Genomic DNA, 19,347 nt, shown 5'->3' with positions numbered 1-19,347 from the left:
CTGACGTACACATCAGCCCGTAATCTTTTTTGATTGCCATCACCTTAACGGGTGAGGGCGTTGTTGTTCGTTAATACACCTACTTTGAGCCGGTTCACACTTTTCAATGAAAATTGCTGATCAATTTCATGATGAGTTATGTAGACTGGCCGCCATTAATTTTGAGGCACACGTACTACATGGCTGAATTCGAAACCACTTTTGCAGATCTGGGCCTGAAGGCTCCTATCCTTGAAGCCCTTAACGATCTGGGTTACGAAAAACCATCTCCAATTCAGGCAGAGTGTATTCCACATCTGCTGAATGGCCGCGACGTCCTGGGTATGGCCCAGACGGGGAGCGGAAAAACTGCAGCATTCTCTTTACCTCTGCTGCAGAATCTTGATCCTGAGCTGAAAGCACCACAGATTCTGGTGTTGGCACCGACCCGCGAACTGGCGGTACAGGTTGCTGAGGCAATGACGGATTTCTCTAAACACATGCGCGGCGTAAACGTGGTTGCCCTGTACGGCGGCCAGCGTTATGACGTGCAATTACGCGCCCTGCGTCAGGGGCCGCAGATCGTTGTTGGTACTCCGGGCCGTCTGCTGGATCACCTGAAACGTGGCACTCTGGACCTTTCTAAACTGAGCGGTCTGGTTCTGGATGAAGCTGACGAAATGCTGCGCATGGGCTTCATCGAAGACGTTGAAACTATTATGGCGCAGATCCCGGAAGGTCATCAGACCGCTCTGTTCTCTGCAACCATGCCGGAAGCGATTCGTCGTATTACCCGCCGCTTTATGAAAGAGCCGCAGGAAGTGCGCATTCAGTCCAGCGTGACTACCCGTCCTGACATCAGCCAGAGCTACTGGACTGTCTGGGGTATGCGTAAAAACGAAGCACTGGTACGTTTCCTGGAAGCGGAAGATTTTGATGCGGCGATTATCTTCGTTCGTACCAAAAACGCGACTCTGGAAGTGGCAGAAGCTCTTGAGCGTAACGGCTACAATAGCGCCGCGCTGAACGGTGACATGAACCAGGCGCTGCGTGAGCAGACACTGGAACGACTGAAAGATGGTCGTCTGGACATCCTGATTGCGACCGACGTTGCGGCCCGTGGCCTGGACGTTGAGCGTATCAGCCTGGTAGTTAACTACGATATCCCGATGGATTCTGAGTCTTACGTTCACCGTATCGGTCGTACCGGTCGTGCGGGTCGTGCTGGTCGTGCGCTCCTGTTCGTTGAGAATCGTGAGCGTCGTCTGCTGCGTAACATTGAACGCACCATGAAGCTGACCATTCCGGAAGTTGAACTGCCGAACGCAGAACTGCTGGGCAAACGTCGTCTGGAAAAATTCGCCGCTAAAGTACAGCAGCAGCTGGAAAGCAGCGATCTGGATCAATACCGTGCACTGCTGAGCAAAATTCAGCCGACTGCCGAAGGCGAAGAGCTGGATCTCGAAACTCTGGCCGCCGCACTGCTGAAAATGGCACAGGGTGAACGTACTCTGATTGTTCCGCCAGATGCGCCGATGCGTCCGAAACGTGAATTCCGTGACCGTGATGACCGTGGTCCGCGCGATCGTAACGACCGTGGCCCGCGTGGTGACCGTGAAGATCGTCCGCGTCGTGAACGTCGTGATGTTGGCGATATGCAGCTGTACCGCATTGAAGTGGGCCGCGATGATGGTGTTGAAGTTCGTCATATCGTTGGCGCGATTGCTAACGAAGGCGACATCAGCAGCCGTTACATCGGTAACATCAAGCTGTTTGCTTCTCACTCCACCATCGAACTGCCGAAAGGTATGCCGGGTGAAGTGCTGCAACACTTTACGCGTACTCGCATTCTCAACAAGCCGATGAACATGCAGTTACTGGGCGATGCACAGCCGCATACTGGCGGTGAGCGTCGTGGCGGTGGTCGTGGTTTCGGTGGCGAACGTCGTGAAGGTGGTCGTGAAGGCGGTCGTAACTTCAGCGGTGAACGCCGTGAAGGTGGTCGTGGTGATGGTCGTCGTTTTAGCGGCGAACGTCGTGAAGGCCGCGCTCCGCGTCGTGATGACTCTACCGGTCGTCGTCGTTTCGGTGGTGATGCGTAATCATCGCTGAACAGCGAACACAATCTGTAAAATAATATATACAGCCCCGATTTTTACCATCGGGGCTTTTTTTCTGTCTTTTGTACTCGTGTACTGGTACAGTGCAATACATAACAACGCAGTCGCACTATTTTTCACTGGAGAGAAGCCCTCATGGCAACACTAACCACCACCCAAACGTCACCGTCGCTGCTTGGCGGCGTGGTGATTATCGGCGGCACCATTATTGGCGCAGGGATGTTTTCTCTGCCTGTGGTCATGTCCGGGGCGTGGTTCTTCTGGTCAATGACGGCGCTGATCTTTACCTGGTTCTGTATGCTGCATTCCGGCTTGATGATTCTGGAAGCTAACCTGAATTATCGAATCGGTTCTAGCTTTGACACCATCACCAAAGATTTGCTGGGCAAAGGCTGGAACGTAGTCAACGGCATTTCCATTGCCTTTGTGCTCTATATCCTGACTTACGCCTATATTTCTGCCAGCGGTTCGATTCTGCATCACACCTTCGCGGAGATGTCGCTGAACGTCCCTGCACGGGCAGCTGGATTTGGTTTTGCACTGCTGGTAGCGTTCGTGGTGTGGTTGAGTACGAAAGCTGTCAGCCGGATGACAGCAATTGTGCTGGGGGCGAAAGTCATTACTTTCTTCCTCACCTTCGGCAGCCTGCTGGGGCATGTACAGCCTGCGACATTGTTCAACGTCGCCGAAAGCAATGCGTCTTATGCGCCGTATCTGCTGATGACACTGCCATTCTGTCTGGCATCGTTTGGTTATCACGGTAACGTGCCGAGCCTGATGAAGTATTACGGCAAAGATCCGAAAACCATCGTGAAATGCCTGGTGTACGGTACGCTGATGGCGCTGGCGCTGTATACCATCTGGTTGCTGGCGACGATGGGCAACATCCCTCGTCCGGAGTTTATCGGCATCGCCGAGAAGGGCGGTAACATTGATGTGCTGGTACAGGCATTAAGCGGCGTGCTGAACAGCCGTAGCCTGGACCTTCTGCTGGTCGTGTTCTCAAACTTTGCGGTAGCAAGTTCGTTCCTTGGCGTAACGCTGGGTTTGTTTGACTATCTGGCAGATCTGTTTGGTTTCGATGACTCGGCTATGGGCCGCTTGAAAACAGCATTGTTGACCTTTGCACCGCCTGTTGTGGGTGGTTTGCTGTTCCCGAACGGATTCCTGTACGCCATTGGTTATGCTGGCTTAGCGGCTACCATCTGGGCGGCAATCGTTCCGGCGCTGCTGGCCCGCGCATCGCGTAAACGCTTTGGTAGCCCGAAATTCCGCGTCTGGGGCGGCAAGCCGATGATTGCGCTGATTCTGGTGTTTGGCGTCGGTAACGCACTGGTGCATATTTTATCGAGCTTTAATTTGCTGCCGGTGTATCAGTAATTGAACGAGCCGGATGAGCAGTTTTCATCCGGCAATAATTCACAAGTACACGAGATGGTATCAAATAAACCCCTGTTTATTATAAAGTTCTTCAGCGAGAGCTTCCCCGTGCTCATCGAAAAAAGCATCGGCGATAGTTAAATTTTCTGCCTTAGGATTTGCCGTTATTTTGCTACCATTGGCATCAAATTCGAGCGCGATAGCGGTCTCCGAACCCCACCAGTAATAATAAATTAGCGCAAAATTATTTTCCCCTGGCGTAATAAACTTCTCGATTCCCCGCACACAGGCCATGAGTGGCATGAAGATTTCATAGCTCTCTGAGAGAAATATGTGATCCATCGTGACTATCTGTGTTTCTTTATTAAAGTTGATATGTTCGGCATAAATATTCTTTTCACTTTCACCAGAATTACAAGCTGCAAGATTGTTAAGCATTTTTGCAGGATCGCCGTACAACCGCTGCTTCTCGATAAACCATGGCAACCAGTCGTCATGGTCTTTGATATTTGTTGCTGGTGAATGGAAAAACTTCTCGAGGTTACTCTCGGTAATATGTGCATGAAGAAAAAAGGAAGCCGGTTCACTCATAATGATTTTCTCTGGTAATAAGTCGATTTGTTCATTTCTCTGTTTGGCGATGATAAAACGATGACTATTTTATAAAAGTACAGAACTGGACCTTTCATCTATTTCATATCATAAGAAAATATATACTTGAACTGGCTCAGAATAAGCGGAATACGAAATGGGGCGTAAAGGACTACTTGCTATTGTATTGTTGAGCCTGTTTATCGCCATGATTTTTCAATTTTTCTGGCCTGCCCCACACGATGAACACGTTTTCCTGCCAGTTGAAAAACCTGTCGCACCGTCTTTAAAAATCATTCATCCTGGTGACCAGTTATTTATCCGCATTCTGAAAGCGGAAGATAAGCTGGAACTGTGGGCAAGCACCAACAACAAGCCTTACGAACTCTATAAAACCAGGACTATATGCGCGTGGTCTGGTGGCTTAGGGCCAAAACACAAACAGGGGGATGGTAAAAGCCCGGAAGGTTTTTATGCCACCAACAAAGAGTTGCTTAACCCAAACAGCCGCTATCATCTGGCATTTAATATTGGTTACCCGAATGCTTACGATCGGGCAAACGGCTACACCGGTGATTTCATTATGGTTCACGGAAACTGCGTTTCGGCGGGCTGCTATGCCATGACCGATGCTGGTATTGAAGAGATTTATCAACTGGTGGCGCAGGCGCTGAATAGCGGGCAGAAGAGCGTGCCGGTGCATATCTTCCCGTTTGCGATGGACGAAGAAAATATGCGCCAGGCGCAGGTATGGCCGGAATATAATTTCTGGCGTATGTTGAAGCCCGGCTATGATTACTTTGAAAAAAATCGCCGATTGCCAACCATCACCGTTGAAAACCGGCGTTATAAAATCAGCCCAACAACTCTTCCTTAACATCCATCGCCAGTTCAAACGAATGCAGGCGCGCCTGGTGATCGAAAATCTGCCCGTTAACCATAATCTCATCGGCGTCGGTTTCGCGCAGGATCGACTGCAAACCATGACGCACTTTCGCTTTATCGCCCACCAGCGACATACTCAGCGCCTGCTGCACGCCATACTGCTCGGACGGTGACCAGAACTGATCCATATTTTGAATCGGCGGCGGCAGTTGCCCGGTTTCGCCACGGCGCAGCTTCACAAAGGCTTGCTGCATCGAGGTAAACAGAAATTCAGCGTCGCGGTTGCTGTCGGCGGCGATAATATTGATGCACACCATCGCATACGGTTTTTCCAGTCGTGCCGACGGTTTGAAGTTGCTGCGATAAAGATGCAGCGCCTGGAACAACATATCCGGCGCGAAGTGTGAGGCAAACGCAAACGGCAGACCAAGCTGCGCCGCCAGTTGCGCGCTGTAAAGGCTGGAGCCTAACAACCACACGGGGATTTTCTCGCCATAGCCCGGTACCGGGCGCACATGCGGATTGGGATCGCGGGCGTCAAACCAGTCCACCAGCTCCGCGACATCGCGGGGGAAATTATCAATATCGCCGCTCATATGACGACGTAGAGCCATCATGGTTCGCTGGTCACTACCCGGAGCACGACCCAGCCCCAAATCGATTCGCCCCGGATAGAGCGTATTGAGCGTGCCGAACTGTTCGGCAATGACCAACGGTGAGTGGTTTGGTAACATCACGCCGCCGGAACCCAGATGCAGCGTGGTGGTATTCGCCGCCAGATAGCCAATTAATACTGATGTTGCAGCACTGGCAATGCCGGTCATATTGTGGTGTTCTGCCAGCCAGTAGCGATGATAGCCGCGCTTTTCAGCCAGACGGGCGAGATCGAGAGAGTGGGAGAACGCTTCTCGCGCTGAAGAACCTTCGGGAATGGGGGCCAGATCGAGTAGCGAAAACGCAATGGTTTTATCAGTCATAACAGCTCACTTTGTTACCGATTAATCTTTAATACTGCATTAAAGAGTAGTTAAAGTTGTTAACAAAGTGAGCTATTTACTTACGCTTGCAGCTCCAGCCCGGCCAGCCGCCGCCAGTAGCCGTTACAATCGCTGTTTGCCGTCAACGGCAGTGGCGCAGCGCCATTTTCATTGGCGCGGAAGGCGTCGAGCATAGTGAAAGTGTCAGTCCCCTGCGGTGACAGGCGGACCACATCGACCAGCCCCTGCATGGATGCCAGCTCGTTACCGAGGTTGTAAACGTAGCCGCTCATGGTCTGAATGCCATTGAGTACAAACACTTGCTGGTTTTCCTGCGACAGAACGTTGCGCCCGTTCGGATACTTAATGCAGCAGGTTTCGCACTCATCTTTCGGGCGGTCTTCCGAACGCGCGGTAAAGCAGCGGGCGGAGTAGGCCAGCGGCAGATGACCGTAGCTCAAGACTTCCACTTCAAACTGGTTGCGAATGCCCAGCTCATCGCACTGATTAAGCAGATTCACCAGCCAGTCGCGGGATAGCTCCACCGGCATACACCAGCGCATCATGCCCTGTTTGAGCAATATTTTCAGGGTCACCGCGTTGTAGCAGTTCAGCGCGTGCCCGGCGACGAACGGCAGTTTGCGTTCAGCGCACATATTCACCACGCCGAGATCGCTGGCTTCAATCAGAAACTCACCGTTCTCAACATAGCGTTTCAGTTCGCCCAGTTCGGAGGACGCCTGCACCAGTGCCAGCGTGGAGAGCACAATCTGCTTGCCACTTCCGGCGAGCGATTTCGCCATCTCCAGCCAGTCGCCAACTTTGGTTGCCCGGCGTTTGCTACAGACCGCTTCACCGAGATAAATCACGTCTGCGTTGCTGGCGGCGGCCTGCTGATAAAAATCTTCCAGCGTCTCTTTTGGCCAGTACCATAGCACCGGCCCTAAGGAATATTTCATTGCTCTTCTCACTGCCATTTACGGTGATACGCGCCAAGGGTGGTCTGCGTGCCTTCGGACATCGACCCGAGCGTCTCCATCCACGCGCTTTGTGGTACGAAGTTTTGCGGATCGGCCTTACAACGGTCGATAGCCTGACGCCAGACTTTTGCCACCTGGCTGACATACGCCGGGCTACGCTGGCGGCCTTCAATTTTCACCGAAGCGATATTCGCCGCCATTAACTCCGGCAGTAGCTCAAGGGTATTGAGACTGGTTGGTTCTTCCAGCGCGTGATAGCGCTCGCCGTCCACCAGATAACGCCCTTTACACAGCGTCGGATAACCTGCGTTTTCGCCGTCCTGATAACGGTCGATCAGCACTTCGTTCAGGCGAGATTCCAGCCCCTGCGGCGTTTGCTGCCAGCGCACGAAACGGGCCGGAGAACACGCGCCCACGGTGTTGGGCGACTCACCCGTCAGATACGACGACAGATAGCAACGACCTTCCGACATAATGCACAGGCTGCCGAAAGCAAAGACTTCCAGTGGTACAGGTGTGACCCGTGCTAGTTGTTTCACCTGATGAATCGACAACACGCGCGGCAGCACCACGCGTGCAACGTCAAAATGGCGATGATAAAAGTGAATCGCCTCTTCATTAGTCGCCGAAGCCTGCACTGACACATGACGTTCAATATGCGGGTAACGCTCGGCGGCGTACTCCAGCATGGCGAGGTCGGCGAGGATCAGCGCGTCGGCACCCAGCTGCGCCGCCATATCCACGGCGCGCTGCCAGCGGGCGTAACCGTCCGGGTGCGCAAAAGTGTTAATCGCGATGTGAAGTTTGCGGCGATGTTGATGGACAAAACTCACCGCTTCCTGCAATTTTTTCTCGGTAAAGTTAAGGCCGGCGAAGTGACGGGCATTGGTATCATCTTTTAGCCCGATATAAACAGCATCTGCGCCGTTTTCGATGGCCGCCTTAAGCGCCGGGAGATTTCCGGCAGGGCAGAGCAGCTCCATAATTTTTCCTGAAGGTTGCGCTATCAAAGCGCAAAAATGTTAACGAACTGGGATTTTAGTTAACCTTGCTGCGACAATTTTTGATTTAAGGCAGTTAAAGTTGTATTGGTGGTAGCAGCAATTTCATATGGAATTGTTGATTTATACCGCTATGTTATTTTTCTGATATGGCAAAATAGGATGATTGTTGAAACAGGGAGTAAAACTCGTGTTGGATAAACTGCGTTCCCGTATTGTGCATTTGGGGCCATCTCTGTTGAGTGTACCGGTAAAACTGACGCCATTTGCGCTAAAACGCCAGGTTCTTGAGCAGGTCTTAAGCTGGCAATTCCGTCAGGCGCTGGATGATGGCGAGCTGGAGTTTCTTGAAGGCCGCTGGTTAAGTATTCATGTGCGTGATATTGACCTGCAATGGTTTACCTCGGTGGTGAATGGCAAACTGGTCGTTAGCCAGAACGCGCAAGCTGATGTGAGTTTTAGTGCCGACGCCAGCGATCTGCTGATGATTGCGGCGCGTAAACAAGATCCGGATACGCTCTTCTTCCAGCGTCGGCTGGTGATTGAAGGCGATACGGAGCTGGGGCTGTATGTGAAAAACCTGATGGACGCCATTGAACTGGAGCAAATGCCGAAAGCCTTACGCATGATGCTGCTGCAACTGGCGGATTTTGTTGAGGCGGGAATGAAAACCGCGCCTGAAACCAAACAGACATCGGTAGGTGAACCATGCTAATTCGAGTAGAAATTCCCATTGATGCGCCGGGTATTGATGCCCTGCTGCGTCGTTCATTCGAAAGTGATGCGGAAGCGAAGCTGGTTCACGATCTGCGTGAAGATGGCTTTCTGACGCTGGGGCTGGTGGCGACAGATGACGAAGGTCAGGTCATTGGCTATGTGGCATTTAGTCCGGTTGATGTGCAGGGCGAAGACCTGCAATGGGTCGGCATGGCACCGTTGGCGGTTGATGAAAAATACCGTGGACAAGGGCTGGCACGCCAACTGGTCTATGAAGGACTCGATTCGCTTAATGAGTTCGGCTATGCCGCAGTGGTGACGCTGGGCGATCCGGCGCTGTACAGTCGTTTCGGCTTTGAGCTGGCGGCGCATCACGATCTGCGTTGCCGCTGGCCGGGCACTGAAAGCGCCTTCCAGGTACATCGTTTAGCGGATGACGCGCTGAATGGCGTAACCGGTCTGGTTGAGTATCACGAGCACTTCAATCGCTTTTAACCTTTGGGGTTTGCAGGCTGCTCAACAGTTCTGCAAACCCTGCGCCTTCCGCTACCAGACGTTCTTTTTGCCGTTTGGTCAGTTGCTTAACGCGATATTCTGCCCGTAACGCCAGCGAACGATCGCCCACTGGCGCGGAAAACGCCAGCGTTAGTTCTCCTTTCCCGCGCAGTGCTTTCGCCCCTTTGCCGCTTTGGTGCTGCTGATAGCGGCGTTCGACATCCGTGGTGATCCCGGTATAAAGCTTATTGTCGGCGGTACGGATCAAGTAAAGAAACCAGGGTGTCATCGTCTGCGTCGCATGTTAAGGTCAGGCCCACAGTATAAAAGAGAACAGCAATGGAAACACTCACCGCCATCAGCCGTTGGCTGGCAAAACAACATGTTGTCACCTGGTGTGTGCAGCAGGAAGGGGAATTGTGGTGCGCCAATGCCTTTTATCTTTTTGATGCGCAGAAAGTCGCCTTCTACATTTTGACGGAAGAAAAAACGCGCCACGCGCAGATGAGTGGGCCGCAGGCGGCAGTTGCCGGAACTGTAAACGGTCAGCCGAAAACGGTAGCGTTAATTCGCGGCGTGCAATTTAAAGGCGAGATCCGCAGGCTTGAAGGTGAGGAAAGCGACCTCGCACGCAAGGCGTACAACCGTCGCTTTCCGGTTGCCAGAATGCTGTCGGCCCCGGTATGGGAAATCCGGCTTGATGAAATCAAATTCACCGACAACACGCTGGGCTTTGGTAAAAAAATGATCTGGCTACGTAACTCAGGCACCGAGCAGGCGTAACGCCTCGCGGTTAAACGCTGGCAGATCGTCCGGCGTTCGGCTGGTAACCAGCTGATCTTTATCGACCACCACTTCCTGATCGTAAAATTCCGCGCCCGCGTTTTTAACATCAATAATGATCGGTTTAACTGCAGTCAGTTTGCGCCCCCGAATCACATCGGCACTGATCAGCAACTGCGGGCCGTGACAGATGGCGAAAACTGGTTTGCCGCTATTCACAAAATCACGGGTGAAAGTGACAAAACGGTTGTCGCCACGCAGATAATCCGGTGAATGGCCGCCCGGTAGCAGCAGGGCATCAAACTCCGCTGGCGTCACTTCATCGATGGATTTATCGATGGTCACGCTGGCTTCTCCTTTTTTGCCTTTCACCGTTTTACCCGCTTGCTTTTCAATGGTAATCACTTCGTGTCCGGCTTTACGGAACTCGTCTGCGGGTGAAGTAAATTCTGAATCCTCAAATTCATCAGTGATTAAAACGGCAATTTTCTTACTCATGCTTCCTCCGCGTTGTTGCATTGGATGAGGCGAATTTCCCACAATCGGGGATAATTACCTCATGGTCTATTAAGCCTGGTGCATGAGCCGGGGAGCGCAAGGCAGACAATTCTGTAAAGGAGCGAAGATGAGTCAGGTACTGATTACAGGCGCAACGGGGCTGGTGGGCGGTCACCTGCTGCGGATGTTGATTAACGAACCGAAAGTTAACGCCATAGCCGCGCCGACGCGACGTCCGTTGGGCGATATGCCCGGGGTGTTTAATCCCCATGATCCGCAACTGACCGACGCGCTGGCGCAGGTCACCGATCCCATCGACATTGTGTTTTGTTGTCTCGGCACCACGCGGCGAGAAGCGGGGAGTAAAGAGGCGTTTATTCATGCCGATTACACGCTGGTAGTGGATACCGCATTAACCGGGCGGCGGTTGGGCGCACAGCATATGCTGGTAGTCAGTGCTATGGGTGCCAAGGCCCACTCGCCGTTTTTCTATAACCGCGTCAAAGGGGAGATGGAAGAAGCATTAATTGCCCAGAACTGGCCGAAATTGACCATTGCTCGCCCGTCGATGTTACTGGGCGATCGTAGCAAACAGCGGATGAACGAAACGCTTTTTGCGCCGCTGTTCCGTTTGTTACCTGGTAACTGGAAATCCATTGATGCGAGAGACGTGGCGCGGGTCATGCTGGCAGAGGCGATGCGGCCTGAGCATGAAGGTGTGACGATTTTAAGCTCTTCAGAATTACGCAAAAGAGCTGAATAATTATTCCCAAGAATTGATAGTGAGCGTAATATTCACGCGCTCAATTATCATAACTTATTCCTGGGGAATGCTATGACTGGTCAGTCTTCATCTCAGGCGGCAACGCCCATTCAGTGGTGGAAACCCGCGCTTTTCTTTCTGGTTGTCATTGCCGGTCTCTGGTATGTGAAATGGCAACCTTACTACGGCAAAGCGTTTACTGCTGCCGAAACCCACAGTATCGGTAAATCTATCCTTGCGCAGGCGGATGCTAATCCGTGGCAGGCGGCGTTGGATTACGCGATGATCTATTTCCTCGCGGTATGGAAAGCGGCGGTGCTGGGGGTGATCCTCGGTTCGTTGATACAGGTGCTGATCCCGCGTGACTGGTTGCTGCGTACGCTTGGGCAATCGCGCTTTCGCGGCACGCTGCTGGGAACGCTGTTTTCGCTGCCGGGCATGATGTGTACCTGCTGTGCGGCTCCGGTCGCGGCGGGAATGCGTCGCCAACAGGTATCGATGGGCGGGGCGCTGGCATTCTGGATGGGCAATCCGTTGTTAAACCCGGCGACGCTGGTGTTTATGGGGTTTGTCCTCGGTTGGCAATTTGCCGCGATTCGTCTGGTTGCAGGCCTTGCGATGGTGTTGCTGATTGCGACGCTGGTACAAAAATGGGTACGTGAAATACCGCTAACGCAGGCACCGGTCGAAATTGACATACCGGAAGCGCAGGGCGGATTTTTTAGCCGCTGGGGCAGGGCGCTATGGACGCTTTTCTGGAGTACGATCCCGGTTTACATCCTTGCAGTACTGGTGTTGGGTGCCGCTCGCGTCTGGTTATTCCCCCATGCCGATGGTGCTGTCGATAACAGCCTTATGTGGGTGGTGGCGATGGCGGTAGCAGGATGCTTGTTTGTCATTCCCACGGCAGCAGAAATTCCAATTGTGCAAACGATGATGCTGGCAGGTATGGGAACCGCTCCGGCGCTGGCATTGTTGATGACGCTCCCGGCGGTGAGTTTGCCGTCACTGATTATGCTGCGTAAAGCGTTCCCGGCGAAAGCCTTATGGCTGACGGGGGCGATGGTGGCAGTATCTGGTGTGATTGTCGGCGGGTTGGCGCTGTTGGCCTAAGATGTTGGATGCTCCTGAATACAGCACTGGACGGTCCCCTCTCCCCTTTGGGGAGAGGGTTAGGGTGAGGGGAACAGGTCGGCTAAGGTGTGAATATTTACTTCAACGACCGATCAATGGCTTATTTAATAAACGTAAACGCTGTGGTTACCCGCTTCACGCCGCTTACCCGGCTGGCAATATCTGCCGCCGCTTTCGCTTCACGTTCAGTCACTAGCCCCATCAGGAACACTTCACCGTTTTCGGTGGTCACTTTCACGTTGGACGATTTCACCAGGTCGCTGGTTAACAGCTGCGAACGCACTTTGGTGGTGATCCACGTATCGTTAGACGCTTCGCCCAGACCAATCGGCTGGCCCTGACGAATCTCGTTATACACTTCGTTGGCACCGTCGACGCCCATCGCAATTTGTTTAGCGCGAGCCGAAAGTTCAGCGTTTGGTGACTGCCCAACCAGCAGCACTTTGCCCTGATAAGCCGTGACATTAATACGGGTTTCTTTCTTAATCTGTTCGTCTTTCGACAATGCGCTGTTTACGCGCACTTCCAGGGTACCATCGTCCACCTGGGTGCCGACACTGCGTGGATCAGTTGCGGCTTTGGTACCCACAGCAGCGGTACCCACTACGGCAGCGGCAACACAACCTTGCAACAGCAGCGCGGAAAGAAGGACTGCGATTGGCGATAATGCCTTCATGTATTCTCCTTAAACATCCTGGTGAGGGAAAAGCGTGTTATCGATCAGATCGCACAGGCAATTTACCGTCAGCATATGCATCTCCTGAATGCGAGCACTACGATGCGAAGGAATGCGGATCTCCACATCCTGTGGCCCTAACAAACCTGCAAGTTCACCGCCGTCATAGCCGGTTAATGCCACAATGGTCATATCACGCGTAACGGCAGCTTCTACCGCTTTTACAATATCGCGGCTGTTGCCACGGGTGGAAATGGCTAACAATACATCTCCCGCATGACCCAGCGCCCGCACCTGTTTTGCATACACTTCATCATGTAAGCGATCGTTGGCAATCGCCGTTAAGACAACATTATCAGTATTTAGTGCAATGGCAGGTAAGCTGGGCCGCTCCGTTTCGAAACGGTTGATCATGCTGGCAGCAAAATGCTGTGCATTGGCAGCGGAAGTTCCATTACCACAACAGAGGATTTTGTTGCCATTGAGCAGAGACTGAACCAGCGTCATGGCTGCACGGGAGATGGCATCCGGAAGCGCCTCTGCCGCCGCAATTTGAGTTTGAATGCTTTCAGTGAAGCAAGCTTTAATTCTTTCTTGCACGCTAATCCTTAAACCTTAATTATGAGTGGTCATTAAAGGCATCCTTAATCCACTCAACCTCATTCCCGGTGAAGGCTACCACATCGAACCGGCAATCCACAGTATCAAAACTCCCATTATGACGCGCGAGCCACAAGCGGGCAGTCTGTAATAATTTGTGTTGTTTGCTGCGGGTCACACTGGCTGCCGCGCCGCCATAAAGCGCAGAGCGGCGGTAACGCACCTCGACAAAAACGGTGGTCCGGCCTTCACGCATTATCAGATCGATCTCGCCGCCACGCTCGTTCACGTTAGCGGCGATAAACCGCAGTCCTTTGCCTTCCAGCCAGCGACGCGCTTGTACTTCCCACGCATCGCCGGTCTGTTTGGTGGTTAACTGGCGGGGACTACCTGACCTTGTTGGTACTGTAGCCATGATAACTTCCTGTTAATCACGCAATCCGGGTTAGCCGTCAGACTTCCGGTATTACCGTTGATTTCAAAACCCTGAACCTGGCGCATTTGTGAGAAATGATTTGCCAACGACCAGGCATCAACGCCCATCGCATACATGCGAGCCAGCGAATAATCGTTGTTCACCGCGCTGAGCGCCTGCTGCATTAACGGCAGATTACCGCCTGCCAGCATCGGGATTTCGCTGTACTGCAAGCCTTCCATCTCCAGGCGGAAATCCGGGCCAGCGGTCCCTTGCGCACTGCGGGAGCTGGCGTACAGCGTCGCACCGCTGTGACTGCCGTTACGCATGGCGATCATCGGTTTGATAAAAGCGATTTCACCCGGCGTTGCCACAATGTACACCGCATCGACACGACCGCCATTATTGGTGAACTGGTCATCGGTTGGCGTGGTTTGCAGCGTTGGATTGTTGGTCGTCATGCCGGAGTCGGTTGTCGCTCTGGGAGTAATCGGGCTACCCGTTAAAGCAATACCAGAACCGCCGTTAACACCCGCGCGTAATTCGCTGGTGGAACCAAATTTTTGTTGCAGAACGGTGCCGCCACCCAGTTTCTGCCACTCTTGCGCAAACGCATTGGCTACGCGATCGCCCAATGAACTGCGTGGGATCAGCACCAGCGGCGCTTGTTTACCCTGGTCACGAATATGACGCGCTGCATCGCGCGCTTCGTCTTCCGGTGAAAGCGCGAAGTAACAAATATTGACGCGGTTTTCGATGTTCTCCGGCTGGTTCAGTGCCAGCACGTTCAGCGGGGTGTTGCTCTTCAGCAACTCTTCAACGTTATTTTTCAGCAACGGACCGACCACAATACTCGCGCCATCCTGTTGAACCTGGCTTAAGATCTGGCTAAGTGGTTGTGATGATGTATCGTAGATTTTCAGCTCTGCGGATGGATTCGCGGGTGCGCTTACCGCTGCGGTGGTTGCCGCCGGGGCGCTTACAGGCACCGGCTGGGCCGCAGGTTGTTCACCGGTCAGATCGCTAACCGAGGCTTGTGCCGGGCTGGCAACGCCATCCACGGTTTGCGGCTGAGGTTGTTCTGCTACGTCTGCGGCAGGTGCGGCAGCTACCTGAGCCGCCACTGGCTGAGTGCCGATATTTTTCGCCGCTTCAAAGCCTTGCTGAATAGTGCGACCAAATACCGCTGCCTGGCCATTCAGTGGCAACATCAGGGCGATTTTGTTGGTCGATGCGGGTTTAAACGCTTTTACGTTAACCAACTGCGTTGGCAGCATTTTCGCGCCCGGGTTGTTCGGATAACGTTTCTGCCAGTCGGCGATCCCGGCTTTCATCATGTCGGGATCGTTACGGTTATCAAACCAGACGCGCTGCAGATCCAGCCAGCCTTGCAGAATATTTTCGTCGGCATTGATCACCAGCGTATTCGCCTGTTCCTGAGTCATGGAGGAGAGCGCCTGCCAGGTGGCGTCAATATTCTGCTGCTTTTCTTTCGCACCGAGCAGCGGTTCCTGAGCAATTAACGCGCGCAGTAAATCAATGGAAGGACGCCCCTGGCTGGCATCGATTTTTGCCTGCCAGTAACGCGCTTGCTGGTTTTGTTCTAAATCTGCAGGTGTGATTTTCGCCAGCAAGTTTTGCGCGCCAGCAAAATCTTTCTGCGCCAGTTTAATCTCTGCCGCCAGCAGTGTTTTCTCGCGACGCTGAGAATCGTTCAGTTCTTGCGGTAGTTGGTTAAACAACTCCACCGCCTGTCCGGTTTTACCTTCTTTCACCAGTGCACGAATGGCGAGTAATTGCCAGTTGATCCTGGTATCATCAGAACTTTGCTGCATCTGTTGCAGGTAAAAGGCAGAATCAGCCTGCGCCGTGCCCTGCATATAAGCAGTGGACTGATCGGGAGTATGGGTGCCACAACCGGCGAAAATCAGGGCTGCCAGAACAACAGGCAGACAACGCGCGGCTTTCAAACGAGAAAATGTTGAGGGTACCATAATGTATCCAGTGATATTTTTTTTACGCAATGCTCAATATTAAATCGGCAATACGGACGACACAATGAAACAACACCAATCGGCGGATAATTCTCAGGGCCAGCTTTACATTGTACCGACGCCAATCGGCAATCTGGCGGATATCACCCAGCGTGCGTTGGAGGTATTACAGGCCGTTGATCTGATTGCCGCCGAGGATACGCGTCACACCGGTTTATTGCTGCAACATTTTGGGATTAATGCTCGGTTGTTTGCGCTGCACGACCATAACGAACAACAAAAAGCCGAAACGCTGCTGGCGAAGCTGCAAGAGGGGCAAAACATTGCGCTGGTTTCCGATGCCGGAACGCCGCTAATTAACGATCCTGGCTACCATCTGGTGCGTACCTGCCGTGAAGCGGGGATTCGCGTGGTGCCGCTACCCGGGCCGTGTGCTGCTATCACTGCGTTAAGCGCCGCGGGTTTACCATCCGATCGTTTTTGTTATGAAGGCTTTTTACCTGCCAAATCAAAAGGCCGCCGTGATGCGCTAAAAGCCATTGAAGCGGAGCCGCGCACGCTGATTTTTTATGAATCTACCCACCGTCTGTTAGATAGCCTGGAAGATATCGTTGCGGTATTAGGCGAATCCCGCTACGTGGTTCTGGCGCGTGAGCTAACCAAAACCTGGGAAACCATTCACGGCGCGCCCGTTGGCGAGCTGCTGGCGTGGGTCAAAGAAGATGAAAACCGTCGCAAAGGCGAAATGGTACTGATTGTCGAAGGCCATAAAGCGCAGGAAGATGACCTGCCTGCTGATGCCCTGCGCACGCTGGCGCTGCTACAGGCAGAACTGCCGCTGAAAAAAGCGGCGGCGCTGGCCGCAGAAATTCACGGCGTGAAGAAAAATGCGCTGTATAAGTATGCGCTGGAGCAGCAGGGAGAGTGATTACAGGCGTCGCAGCAGGAATAGCGCTACAACGCCTTTACCTGGCGAGTTAACGACGACACATTTCATCAATCACGCATGTGAAATGGTTATGCAGCCATAAAAATGAAGCCGGGATAGCGGTAGAGACTTTAGCCGTGAGAAAACGTTCTGTCGCATCCTGCTTTCCTTCGCCAGTCACCAGTAACAAAACTTCGCGGGCATTGAGAATATCCTTCAGGCCTAAGGTGATCCCACGAGTCACAGGACGGCCCGCGGTTTTTAACATCTCATGTTGCTGTGTTCTGGCATCAAGTTGACTGATATGGCAGGCCGGTTGCAGGTTTTCTCCCGGTTCGTTCAGCCCAAGATGACCGTTTTTCCCCAATCCGAGAACGCATAAATCCAGACCGCCTTTGCGCGCAATCAGGTTCGTTACCCGTTCGCACTCTGTCTCATTTATCTCTTCGGAGCGAAAGCTGATGAGTTGGTCTTCACGTAGCCCCAGCGGCTGCACGATATGCTGTTGCAGGAAAGTTTCGCAGGTGCCAGGCATCGTTAATGGCAGATCCACCCATTCGTCGAGCTTCACGAAGGTGAGCTGGCTGACATCAACCTGCTGCTGGTGGATTTTTTCTACCAGATAATGATACGTCAGTAATGGCGTGGCTCCGGTCGCCAGGCAAATCACGGCATCCGGTTTGCTACGGATCACGGCCAATAAATATTCGCTGGCACGTTCACTTAACGCCGTATAGTTTTCAACTTGTTGAAGGGTTTGCACAGGATGAAATTCCTTAAGTAAAGAGGCACCGCCAGACGCGGTGCCTCGTTCCATTTACAAAATGCCGAATGCAGAACAAACAATAGAAAGAACAAACGTCACGCCGATTAACAGCACCGGATGCGCTTTTTTCACCCGCAGGAAGTAATACATCAGCAGGGTGTAGGCCATCGGTAAAATATTCGGGAAGACTTTATCGAAGAAATCCTGCTGCAGCGCGACGCTGTGGGTACTGTCGATGGCAAACGATGTCACCACGTTAATATGCACATACGAAGCGATCAGCCCGCCGATTACCGTGATCCCGAGGATGGTTGCCGAACGAGCAATCATCTGCGAGTTCTCTCGCACTTTATCGATCGCCTTCACGCCGACTGAATAACCGACGTGGGTCCAGCCGACGCGCAGGAAGAAGATAAGCAGGTAAACGGCGAAAAATAGAATCGGCCCCAGCAAGTTTCCCTGGCTGGCAAATGATGAGCAAATTCCCGCCATAATCGGCAATAAGGTAAACCAGAAAATCGCATCGCCAATCCCGGCGATTGGGCCAAACAGTGCCACTTTGAGGCCTTTAATGGTGTCGCGGTTTTCTCCTTTTTCTTCCATCGAAATTAATAACCCCATCAGGAATCCGACCAGATTCGGGTGGGTATTAATAAATTCGAGGTTATCTTTCATCGCCGCGCTTAGGCCCGGTTTGTCGTCCTTATAAATCTTTTTCAGGATCGGCAACATCGCCCAGGTAAAACCGCCCGCCTGCATCCTTTCGTAGTTAAAGCTTGCTTGTAGCAGTGACGAACGAAAGCCCAGACGGGTGATATCTTTTTTACTGATTTCAGATCCCATTGCTGTAGTCCTCTTCTTCATTTTTACTGGCAACGGGCTGCGGTTGCGCTTGCTGCCGGGATTTCGCATTGAAAAACTCATACACCGCAAAGCCTGCGCCCAGTACGGCAACCGGCAACAGGTTGCTGACCTGGATGTAGCAAACAAACAGGAAACCGGCGATCAGGTAAGGGATATATTGCGCTTTGAACATTACGCGCAGCAGCAAGCCAAAACCAACGGCAGGCAGAATACCGCCAGCCACTTCAAAGCCGTGGGTCAGCCAGGCGGGCATCGCTTTCACCAGCGCCTGCATCGCCCCTTGTGCCAGGTAAGTACAGAGGAAAGCAATCACCGCATACGCTGAAGCGACGATGAGCATCGTTGTCCAGTTAAGTCGGGAAAACGCTGCCGTATCCGCTTCTTTCGCGCATTTATCGGCTTTGGTCATAAATAATGAGAAAGCGGAATAGAAGAACAGAATGACGTACTGCATTAACAAACTAAACGGCAGGCCAAGACCAATTGCCGTTTTGGCATCAACGCCCGTAGACCATGCAATGACGGTGGTCATCAGACCCGCCATAATCGGGTTGGGCGGCTGAACACCACCTGCAGGGGTTAATCCGGCGAAAGCCAACTCTGTCAGACCACCGGTAATTAAGCCAGTCTGAATATCACCGAGAATAGCGCCAGTTAGGGTACAAACGATTATCGGGCGGAATAAAAATAAGGCTTCCAGCCAAAAATCAATCCCCAGAAAGAAAACTAACGCCGCCAGGGATAATCCTTGGAGTAGGGTTATTTCATGCATTTTTATTACCTCAAACCAATATTAAGGCG

General features: G+C 52.6%; 23 protein-coding genes. 10 read left to right on the top strand and 13 right to left on the bottom strand.

The window, feature by feature from the left end; translation table 11 throughout:
- Positions 1 to 106: 106 nt before the first annotated feature.
- The 3 genes from yrbN to mtr all read left to right on the top strand — a co-directional run bounded on the left by yrbN (position 107) and on the right by mtr (position 3,479).
- Positions 107 to 187 carry a protein YrbN gene (gene yrbN / locus G434_RS29160; protein WP_010723222.1) on the top strand — a complete coding sequence of 27 codons (81 nt, stop codon included), beginning with the start codon at positions 107 to 109 and terminating at the stop codon, positions 185 to 187.
- Positions 180 to 2,081, top strand: a complete 1,902-nt coding sequence (deaD, locus tag G434_RS12520; RefSeq protein WP_001306022.1) for an ATP-dependent RNA helicase DeaD — start codon at positions 180 to 182, stop codon at positions 2,079 to 2,081. The genes yrbN and deaD overlap by 8 nt, the downstream gene beginning before the upstream one ends.
- A 153-nt stretch (positions 2,082 to 2,234) precedes the next feature.
- Positions 2,235 to 3,479: a tryptophan permease gene (mtr, locus tag G434_RS12525; RefSeq protein WP_000224395.1), complete on the top strand. Its 1,245-nt coding sequence runs from the start codon at positions 2,235 to 2,237 to the stop codon at positions 3,477 to 3,479.
- Positions 3,480 to 3,539: 60 nt separating this feature from the next.
- On the opposite strand, the gene G434_RS12530 is transcribed toward mtr, so the two are convergent.
- Positions 3,540 to 4,070 carry a hypothetical protein gene (locus G434_RS12530; protein ID WP_001294022.1) on the bottom strand — a complete coding sequence of 177 codons (531 nt, stop codon included), beginning with the start codon at positions 4,068 to 4,070 and terminating at the stop codon, positions 3,540 to 3,542.
- A 157-nt stretch (positions 4,071 to 4,227) separates the two neighbouring features.
- Between G434_RS12530 and G434_RS12535 the strand changes: the two genes are divergently transcribed.
- Positions 4,228 to 4,947, top strand: a complete 720-nt coding sequence (locus tag G434_RS12535; protein ID WP_000532752.1) for a L,D-transpeptidase family protein — start codon at positions 4,228 to 4,230, stop codon at positions 4,945 to 4,947.
- Here the strand turns inward: G434_RS12535 and G434_RS12540 are convergent.
- From G434_RS12540 to G434_RS12550, 3 genes are all read right to left on the bottom strand, one after another.
- The gene (locus tag G434_RS12540; protein WP_000130380.1) at positions 4,925 to 5,932 is read right to left on the bottom strand and encodes a luciferase-like monooxygenase; all 1,008 of its coding nucleotides are present in this window, start codon (positions 5,930 to 5,932) and stop codon (positions 4,925 to 4,927) included. The genes G434_RS12535 and G434_RS12540 overlap by 23 nt on opposite strands.
- Positions 5,933 to 6,012: 80 nt before the next feature.
- Positions 6,013 to 6,891, bottom strand: a complete 879-nt coding sequence (locus G434_RS12545; protein ID WP_001309784.1) for a U32 family peptidase — start codon at positions 6,889 to 6,891, stop codon at positions 6,013 to 6,015.
- 8 nt (positions 6,892 to 6,899) lie between these two features.
- Positions 6,900 to 7,895, bottom strand: a complete 996-nt coding sequence (locus G434_RS12550) for a ubiquinone anaerobic biosynthesis protein UbiU (RefSeq protein WP_001309783.1) — start codon at positions 7,893 to 7,895, stop codon at positions 6,900 to 6,902.
- 208 nt (positions 7,896 to 8,103) lie between these two features.
- Here G434_RS12550 and G434_RS12555 point away from each other — a divergent pair, with 208 nt between their 5' ends.
- Both G434_RS12555 and G434_RS12560 read left to right on the top strand, forming a co-directional pair.
- A complete protein-coding gene (locus G434_RS12555; RefSeq protein WP_001295552.1) occupies positions 8,104 to 8,628 on the top strand; it encodes a ubiquinone anaerobic biosynthesis accessory factor UbiT in 525 nt (174 codons plus the stop codon).
- Entirely contained in the window at positions 8,622 to 9,125 is a 504-nt protein-coding gene (locus G434_RS12560) for a GNAT family N-acetyltransferase (protein WP_000908554.1), read from the top strand. The genes G434_RS12555 and G434_RS12560 overlap by 7 nt, the downstream gene beginning before the upstream one ends.
- Here G434_RS12560 and yhbQ read toward each other — a convergent pair.
- Positions 9,112 to 9,414 (bottom strand): DNA damage response exodeoxyribonuclease YhbQ, encoded by a 303-nt coding sequence (gene yhbQ, locus G434_RS12565; protein ID WP_000189316.1) that lies wholly within the window; start codon positions 9,412 to 9,414, stop codon positions 9,112 to 9,114. The genes G434_RS12560 and yhbQ overlap by 14 nt on opposite strands.
- Before the next feature lie 50 nt (positions 9,415 to 9,464).
- On the opposite strand from yhbQ, the gene G434_RS12570 reads away from it, so the two are divergent.
- Complete coding sequence (locus tag G434_RS12570) at positions 9,465 to 9,908, top strand: YhbP family protein (RefSeq protein WP_000449453.1); 444 nt, start codon at positions 9,465 to 9,467, stop codon at positions 9,906 to 9,908.
- On the opposite strand, the gene yhbO is transcribed toward G434_RS12570, so the two are convergent.
- The gene (gene yhbO, locus G434_RS12575; protein WP_000037608.1) at positions 9,888 to 10,406 is read right to left on the bottom strand and encodes a protein/nucleic acid deglycase; all 519 of its coding nucleotides are present in this window, start codon (positions 10,404 to 10,406) and stop codon (positions 9,888 to 9,890) included. The two genes, G434_RS12570 and yhbO, sit on opposite strands and share 21 nt — an antisense overlap.
- Before the next feature lie 127 nt (positions 10,407 to 10,533).
- Here yhbO and G434_RS12580 point away from each other — a divergent pair, with 127 nt between their 5' ends.
- Both G434_RS12580 and G434_RS12585 read left to right on the top strand, forming a co-directional pair.
- Positions 10,534 to 11,169, top strand: coding sequence for an NAD(P)H-binding protein (locus tag G434_RS12580; RefSeq protein ID WP_001309782.1), 636 nt, complete (start codon positions 10,534 to 10,536; stop codon positions 11,167 to 11,169).
- A gap of 72 nt (positions 11,170 to 11,241) precedes the next feature.
- Entirely contained in the window at positions 11,242 to 12,282 is a 1,041-nt protein-coding gene (locus tag G434_RS12585) for a permease (RefSeq protein WP_000147607.1), read from the top strand.
- 121 nt (positions 12,283 to 12,403) lie between these two features.
- On the opposite strand, the gene dolP is transcribed toward G434_RS12585, so the two are convergent.
- From dolP to lpoA, 4 genes are read right to left on the bottom strand one after another with little or no spacing between them, the layout of a single operon-like run.
- Entirely contained in the window at positions 12,404 to 12,979 is a 576-nt protein-coding gene (dolP, locus tag G434_RS12590) for a division/outer membrane stress-associated lipid-binding lipoprotein (RefSeq protein ID WP_000646049.1), read from the bottom strand.
- A 9-nt stretch (positions 12,980 to 12,988) separates the two neighbouring features.
- Complete coding sequence (gene diaA, locus G434_RS12595) at positions 12,989 to 13,579, bottom strand: DnaA initiator-associating protein DiaA (protein WP_001158035.1); 591 nt, start codon at positions 13,577 to 13,579, stop codon at positions 12,989 to 12,991.
- A 19-nt stretch (positions 13,580 to 13,598) separates the two neighbouring features.
- On the bottom strand, positions 13,599 to 13,994 hold the full coding sequence (locus G434_RS12600) for a YraN family protein (protein ID WP_000246847.1): 396 nt from the start codon (positions 13,992 to 13,994) through the stop codon (positions 13,599 to 13,601).
- Positions 13,952 to 15,988, bottom strand: coding sequence for a penicillin-binding protein activator LpoA (lpoA, locus tag G434_RS12605; RefSeq protein WP_000249133.1), 2,037 nt, complete (start codon positions 15,986 to 15,988; stop codon positions 13,952 to 13,954). The genes G434_RS12600 and lpoA overlap by 43 nt, the downstream gene beginning before the upstream one ends.
- 64 nt (positions 15,989 to 16,052) lie before the next feature.
- Here lpoA and rsmI point away from each other — a divergent pair, with 64 nt between their 5' ends.
- Complete coding sequence (gene rsmI, locus G434_RS12610; RefSeq protein ID WP_000809258.1) at positions 16,053 to 16,916, top strand: 16S rRNA (cytidine(1402)-2'-O)-methyltransferase; 864 nt, start codon at positions 16,053 to 16,055, stop codon at positions 16,914 to 16,916.
- 49 nt (positions 16,917 to 16,965) lie between these two features.
- Here rsmI and G434_RS12615 read toward each other — a convergent pair whose 3' ends face one another.
- From G434_RS12615 to agaC, 3 genes are read right to left on the bottom strand one after another with little or no spacing between them, the layout of a single operon-like run.
- On the bottom strand, positions 16,966 to 17,733 hold the full coding sequence (locus G434_RS12615) for a galactosamine-6-phosphate isomerase (RefSeq protein WP_001377079.1): 768 nt from the start codon (positions 17,731 to 17,733) through the stop codon (positions 16,966 to 16,968).
- Positions 17,734 to 18,525, bottom strand: a complete 792-nt coding sequence (agaD, locus tag G434_RS12620; protein WP_000534351.1) for a PTS galactosamine transporter subunit IID — start codon at positions 18,523 to 18,525, stop codon at positions 17,734 to 17,736.
- A complete protein-coding gene (agaC, locus tag G434_RS12625; RefSeq protein WP_000544474.1) occupies positions 18,515 to 19,318 on the bottom strand; it encodes a PTS galactosamine transporter subunit IIC in 804 nt (267 codons plus the stop codon). The genes agaD and agaC overlap by 11 nt, the downstream gene beginning before the upstream one ends.
- Between the last annotated feature and the right edge of the window lie 29 nt (positions 19,319 to 19,347).

This window comes from Escherichia sp. KTE172, from assembly GCF_000408845.1.
GTDB lineage: Bacteria > Pseudomonadota > Gammaproteobacteria > Enterobacterales > Enterobacteriaceae > Escherichia > Escherichia coli.
The sequence above is the reverse complement of the archived record's forward strand: the minus strand, read 5'-3'. Positions and strand labels throughout refer to the sequence as shown.

Coding starts and splice junctions, on each gene's coding strand:
- G434_RS12560 (WP_000908554.1), top strand. CDS start 8,622: ATGCTAATTCGAGTAGAAATTCCCATTGATGCGCCGGGTATTGATGCC.
- G434_RS12615 (WP_001377079.1), bottom strand. CDS start 17,733: ATGGAACGAGGCACCGCGTCTGGCGGTGCCTCTTTACTTAAGGAATTT.
- G434_RS12530 (WP_001294022.1), bottom strand. CDS start 4,070: ATGAGTGAACCGGCTTCCTTTTTTCTTCATGCACATATTACCGAGAGT.
- G434_RS12540 (WP_000130380.1), bottom strand. CDS start 5,932: ATGACTGATAAAACCATTGCGTTTTCGCTACTCGATCTGGCCCCCATT.
- deaD (WP_001306022.1), top strand. CDS start 180: ATGGCTGAATTCGAAACCACTTTTGCAGATCTGGGCCTGAAGGCTCCT.
- G434_RS12585 (WP_000147607.1), top strand. CDS start 11,242: ATGACTGGTCAGTCTTCATCTCAGGCGGCAACGCCCATTCAGTGGTGG.
- G434_RS12580 (WP_001309782.1), top strand. CDS start 10,534: ATGAGTCAGGTACTGATTACAGGCGCAACGGGGCTGGTGGGCGGTCAC.
- lpoA (WP_000249133.1), bottom strand. CDS start 15,988: ATGGTACCCTCAACATTTTCTCGTTTGAAAGCCGCGCGTTGTCTGCCT.
- agaD (WP_000534351.1), bottom strand. CDS start 18,525: ATGGGATCTGAAATCAGTAAAAAAGATATCACCCGTCTGGGCTTTCGT.
- G434_RS12550 (WP_001309783.1), bottom strand. CDS start 7,895: ATGGAGCTGCTCTGCCCTGCCGGAAATCTCCCGGCGCTTAAGGCGGCC.
- yrbN (WP_010723222.1), top strand. CDS start 107: ATGAAAATTGCTGATCAATTTCATGATGAGTTATGTAGACTGGCCGCC.
- agaC (WP_000544474.1), bottom strand. CDS start 19,318: ATGCATGAAATAACCCTACTCCAAGGATTATCCCTGGCGGCGTTAGTT.
- G434_RS12600 (WP_000246847.1), bottom strand. CDS start 13,994: ATGGCTACAGTACCAACAAGGTCAGGTAGTCCCCGCCAGTTAACCACC.
- yhbO (WP_000037608.1), bottom strand. CDS start 10,406: ATGAGTAAGAAAATTGCCGTTTTAATCACTGATGAATTTGAGGATTCA.
- G434_RS12535 (WP_000532752.1), top strand. CDS start 4,228: ATGGGGCGTAAAGGACTACTTGCTATTGTATTGTTGAGCCTGTTTATC.
- dolP (WP_000646049.1), bottom strand. CDS start 12,979: ATGAAGGCATTATCGCCAATCGCAGTCCTTCTTTCCGCGCTGCTGTTG.
- G434_RS12570 (WP_000449453.1), top strand. CDS start 9,465: ATGGAAACACTCACCGCCATCAGCCGTTGGCTGGCAAAACAACATGTT.
- yhbQ (WP_000189316.1), bottom strand. CDS start 9,414: ATGACACCCTGGTTTCTTTACTTGATCCGTACCGCCGACAATAAGCTT.
- G434_RS12545 (WP_001309784.1), bottom strand. CDS start 6,891: ATGAAATATTCCTTAGGGCCGGTGCTATGGTACTGGCCAAAAGAGACG.
- rsmI (WP_000809258.1), top strand. CDS start 16,053: ATGAAACAACACCAATCGGCGGATAATTCTCAGGGCCAGCTTTACATT.
- mtr (WP_000224395.1), top strand. CDS start 2,235: ATGGCAACACTAACCACCACCCAAACGTCACCGTCGCTGCTTGGCGGC.